Source organism: Janthinobacterium sp. BHSEK (assembly GCF_056174685.1).
On the sequence record NZ_JBWBYV010000116.1, the window covers coordinates 1 to 5,389 of the forward strand.

Annotated in this window: 1 protein-coding gene; it reads right to left on the reverse strand. The window is 67.3% G+C overall.

From position 1 onward, the window contains the following. Positions 1–5,346: amino acid adenylation domain-containing protein (locus AC0V2Y_RS26890; protein WP_475418405.1), on the reverse strand; the 5,346-nt coding region annotated here is incomplete at its 3' end. Positions 5,347–5,389 lie beyond the last annotated feature (43 nt).

Consider the following 5,389-nt stretch of genomic DNA (forward strand, 5'->3'; position numbering starts at 1 on the left):
GGCGCCAGACATCAGCGGCCAGAAGAACTCCCACACAGACACGTCAAAGCTGAACGGCGTTTTTTGCAGGACGCGGTCATCGGCACCGAGGCAGAACGCCTGTTGCATCCAGCACAGGCGGTTGACCACCGCGCCATGCTCGTTCATCGCGCCCTTGGGCTGGCCGGTGGAGCCGGAGGTGTAGATCACATAGGCGAGGTGGCCCGCATGCAGGCCGATGGCCTCAGCGTCCGGGTTGGCATCCGATTGTGCCGCGATGGCGCGCGCATCGTCCCCGGCATCGACGACGATGGCCCGCGTTTGGCCGGCATCGAGGCACCCGGCCACCGCGCTGTGCGTCAGCAGGATGGCCGGGGCGCAATCGGCCAGCATGTATGCCAGGCGGTCGGCGGGATAGCCCGGATCGAGCGGCACATAGGCACCGCCGGCCTTGACGATGGCCAGCAGGCCGACCACCATCTCGATGCTGCGCTCCATGCAGATGGCCACGCGCGAATCCGGTTGCACGCCGTGGCTGCGCAGATGGTGCGCCAGCCGGTTGGCGCGGCGATTGAGCGCATCGTAGCTGAGGTGCTGGCCTTCGAAAATCAGCGCGCTCGCCTGCGGACTGCGGCGAACCTGCTCCTCGAAGAATTGATGCAGCAGCTTGTCGTCGGGATAGGCCTGGGTGGTGTCGTTGAAGTCTGCCAGTACCTGGCGGCGCTCGGCGGCGCCGAGCAGCGCCACGCGGCTCAGCGCCATGCTGTCGTCGGCGACCATGGCACGCAGCAGGCTGGTGAAATAGCCGGCGATGCGTTCGATGGTGGCGGCGTCGAACAGGTCGCTGGCGTAGCGCAGGTTGCCGACGATGGCGTGGTCCGTCTGCGTCAGGTTGAGGCTGATATCGAACTGGGTGGTGTGATAGGCCTGCTCGACGCCGCTGAGCACCAGATCCCCCAGGGGCGCGGCGGCGGCGGCCGGTGCGTTGTCCAGATTAAGCATGACCTGGAACAGCGGGCTGTGGCGCATGCTGCGCGCCGGCTGCACCGCTTCCACGACTTGCTCGAACGGCAGATCCTGATGCTCGTACGCCCCCAGCGTGTGCGCCTTGACTTGCGCCAGCAGCTGCGCCACGCTCGGATCGCCCTCCAGCTTCACCCGCAGCGCCAGCGTGTTGACGAAGAAGCCGATCTGGCCTTCCAGTTCGCTGCGCCGACGGTTGGCCACCGGCGTGCCGACCACCACATCATCCTGGCCCGACAGGCGCGCCAGCAGCGCGGCCCAGCCTGCCAGCAGGGTCATGAACAGCGTCGCGCCGTGCTTCTGGCTCAGCGCTTTCAAGCCGGCGGTCAGCGCGGCATCGAAGCGCACCTGCACGCTGCCGCCGGCGTAGCTTTGCCGGGCCGGACGCGGACGGTCGGTCGGCAGTTCCAGCAGCGCCGGCGCACCTGTCAATTGTTCTTTCCAGAACGCGCTCTGCGCTTGCAGGACATCGCCCTGCAGCCAGCCGCGCTGCCATGCCGCATAGTCGGCATACTGGATCGCCAGCGGCGGCAGCGGATCGGCCTGGCCAGCGCTGAAGGCGGCGTACAGCGTGCTGATCTCGCGCACCAGTATGCCGATCGACCAGCCGTCGGAGATGATGTGATGCTGATTGAGCAGCAGGACATGCTCGTCCGCGGCCAGATGCAGCAACTGGCCGCGTATCAGCGCTCCGGCCGCCAGGTCGAAGGGCTGGATGGCCTCATCGTCGGCCAGGCGGCGCACCGCATCTTCGCGCTCCGGGCCGGCGAGCTGGCTCAGGTCGCGCTCGCCGAGTGCAAAGCCGGCGTCCGCCGTGGCGATGACCTGCACCGGTGTGCCATCGACATCGATGAAACGGGTGCGCAGGCTTTCGTGGCGGCTCACCACGCGGTCAAGCGTGGCCTTGAGGGCCAGCTTGTCCAGCTTGCCCCGCAGACGCAAGGCGGTCGGCATGTGATAGGCCACGCTGGCGGCATGATCGAGGCGGTCGAGGAACCACAGGCGCTGCTGGGCATGGGACAGCGGCAAAGGCTGGCTGCGGTCGGCCAGCGGGATCGCCTCGGTCCGCACACGACGGGCCCGGCCCGCGGCTTGTGCCAGCACCGACAGGGTGGGACCGGCGAACAGCTCGCGCAGGCTGATATCGAGTTCCATTTCCTGCCGAATGCGCGCCATCAGTTGCACGGCCAGCAGCGAATGGCCGCCCAGTTCGAAAAAATGGTCCTGCCGGCCGACCCGTTCCAGATTCAGCAGCGCACACCAGATGGCGGCCAACGCCGCTTCGATCTGGCCTTGCGGCGCCTGATACTCGCGCGCGGCGGCGGCCGAACCGTCCGGCGCCGGCAAGGCCTTGCGGTCGATCTTGTTGGTCGGGGTCAGCGGGAAGGCGCCGAGCACGACGAACGCCACCGGGATCATGTAGTCGGTCAGATGCCGCGCCAGCTCGGCGCGCAATGCGGCCGGCGCCAGACTGGCGCCGTCATGCGCGATCAGGTAGGCCACCAGACGCTTGTCTCCGGGTACATCTTCGCGGGCAATGACGATGGCTTCCCTGACACCGTCGCAGGCCGCCAGGCGGGCTTCGATTTCGCCCAGCTCGATGCGAAAGCCGCGGATCTTGACCTGGAAGTCGTTGCGGCCCAGGTATTCAATGACACCGTCCGTCGTCCAGCGGCCCAGGTCACCTGTCTTGTAGAGACGGGCGCGCGGCTGGCCGGAGAACGGGTCGGCGATGAAGCGCTCGCTGGTCAGTTCCGGGCGGTGCAGATAGCCACGGGCAACGCCATCGCCGCCCACGTGGATCTCGCCGCTGACGCCGACCGGCACCGGTTGCAGCTGCTGATCGAGGATGTAAAGGCAGGTGTTGGCATTCGGACGGCCGATCGGGATGTGCTGGGCCGGCAGGATGCTGCCGCTGTCGTATGCCACGGAAGTGACGGTGACCGTGGTTTCGGTCGGACCGTAGGTATTGAGCCAGCGGCATGCGCGCACGCCGGGCTCGGCCAGCCAGGCTGCCAGGTGGCGCTGCTCTGTCTTCTCGCCGCCGGCGATGATCAGGCGCAGGGTCGCAGCGGCACGGCTTCGGCCGGCCTGCACTTCCTGCACCCACTGGTGCCAGAAAGCGGTGGGCAGGTCGCTGACGGTGATGCCGTGCGCGTCGAGCAGGTCGACGAAGGCCATGTCGGGCACGACCATGTCCGCCGGACGCAGCACGATTGCGGCGCCCACCGACAGGGTCGGGAAAATCTCGCCCACCGAGGCATCAAAGGCGAACGAGGCAAATTGCAGCACACGGTCGGCCGCGTTCAGGCCGCAGGCCTTGATGTGGTGGTCAATGAAATTGAGGACATTGCGGTGTTCGACCATCACGCCCTTGGGCTGGCCGGTGGAGCCCGAGGTATAGATGATGTAAGCCAGATGGTGCGGCATCAGGCCGATGGCCCCCTCGTCGGGGTCGTGGTCCGGCTGCGCGGCGATGCGGCCGGCTTCGTCGGCGTCGTCCACCACCACGATCGGCAAACTGGCTGGCGCCACCTGCGCCAGCCAGGTCGTCTGTGCGGCCTGGGTCAGCAGCACCAGCGGTGCGCTGTCCCTGAGCATGTAGGCCAGGCGGTCGGCAGGATAGGCAGGATCGAGCGGCACGTAAGCACCGCCGGCCTTGAGGATGGCCAGCATGCCGACCATCTGGTCGACGCCGCGCTCCATGCATAGGGCGATGCGCTGGTCCGGCCGGACGCCATGGCCGCGCAGGTGATGCGCCAGGCGGTTGGCGCGGCAATTCAATTCGGCGTAGCTAAGTCGGCTGTCAGCGTGCACCAGCGCCAGCGCCTGTGGATTGGCGCCGGCCTGGATTTCGAACAGTTGATGTACCAGCTGGTCTAATGGATAAACGGCGGCCGTGCAGTTGAAGTCCGCCACCACCTGCTGGCGTTGCGCCGCAGTCAGCAATGGCAGGCAAGCCACGCTTTGCTGGTCGTCTGCGGCCATGGCACGCAGCACGGTGGTCAGATGACCGACCATGCGCACGATTGTCGCTTCTTCGAACAGGTCGCTCGCATACTCGATGGCGCCGACGATGGTCCGGCCGGCGTCAGACATCGTCAGACTGAGGTCAAACTGTGTCGTGGAATGCGGCTGTTCGACGCCGGAGATGGTCAGTCCAGGCAAGGTCAACGCGCCGCCTTCCGGCGCATTGTTCATGTTCAGCATGACCTGGAACAGCGGGCTGTGACCCATGCTGCGCACCGGCTGCACCGCTTCCACCACCTGCTCGAACGGCAAGTCCTGGTGGTCGTAGGCGGCCAGCGTGTGCGCCCTGACCTGCGCCAGCAGTTGAGCCACGGTCAGTTCGCCCGCAAACTTGACGCGCAGCGCCAGGGTGTTGGCAAAGAAACCGATCAATCCTTCCAGCTCGGTGCGCTGGCGGTTTGCCACCGGCGTGCCCACCACCACGTCGTCCTGGCCCGACAGGCGCGCCAGCAGCGTCGCCCAGCCGGCGAGCAGGATCATGAACAGCGTGGCGCCGTGCTTCTGGCTCAGCGCCTTCAGGCCGGCCGTGACCTCGGCGTCGAGCACCAGCGGCACGCTGCCGCCGGCATAGCTTTGCCGGGCCGGACGCGGATGGTCGGTCGGCAAATCCAGCAGCGCCGGGGCGCCGCTCAATTGCGCTTTCCAGAATGCAGCCTGCGTTTGCAGCACATCCCCCTGTAGCCAGTCGCGCTGCCAGGCGGCATAGTCGGCGTACTGGATCGCCAGCGGCGGCAGCGGGTCAGCGCGCCCTTGGCTGAATGCTGCGTACAGTGTGCTCACCTCGCGCACCAGCACGCCGATCGACCAGCCGTCCGAAACAATATGGTGCTGGGTGATCAGCAGCACATGATCGTCTTCGGCCAGGCACACCAGGCGGCCACGGATCAGCGGGCCGGTAGCCAGGTCGAACGGCTGCAGCGCTTCCTCGCTGCCGATGGCGGCCAATGCACTGTCGCGTTCAGCGGCGGCCAGGCCGCTCAGATCGCACTCGTTCAGCGCGAAGCCGGCGTCGGCGGCGGCGATCAGTTGCACGGTCTGGCCGTCGAAGCTGGCGAAGGTGGTGCGCAGGCTTTCGTGACGGGCGATGACGCGATCGAGCGTGAACTTCAGCGCGATCTTGTCCAGCTTGCCCTGCAGGCGCAGCGCGGACGGCATGTGGTAGGCGGCGCCGGCGGCATGGTCGAGCTGGTCGAGGAACCACAGGCGTTGCTGCGCAAACGACAGCGGCGGTGGCCGGCGGTGGTCCGCCCGCGTGAGCGGCGGCGGCGCATCGCCGCGGGTGTCCGCGCCGGCGGCCTTCCTTAGGCGGAGCATCAGCAATTCACGCTTGCGGGCGCTCAGGGTGTTGGCGGTGGAT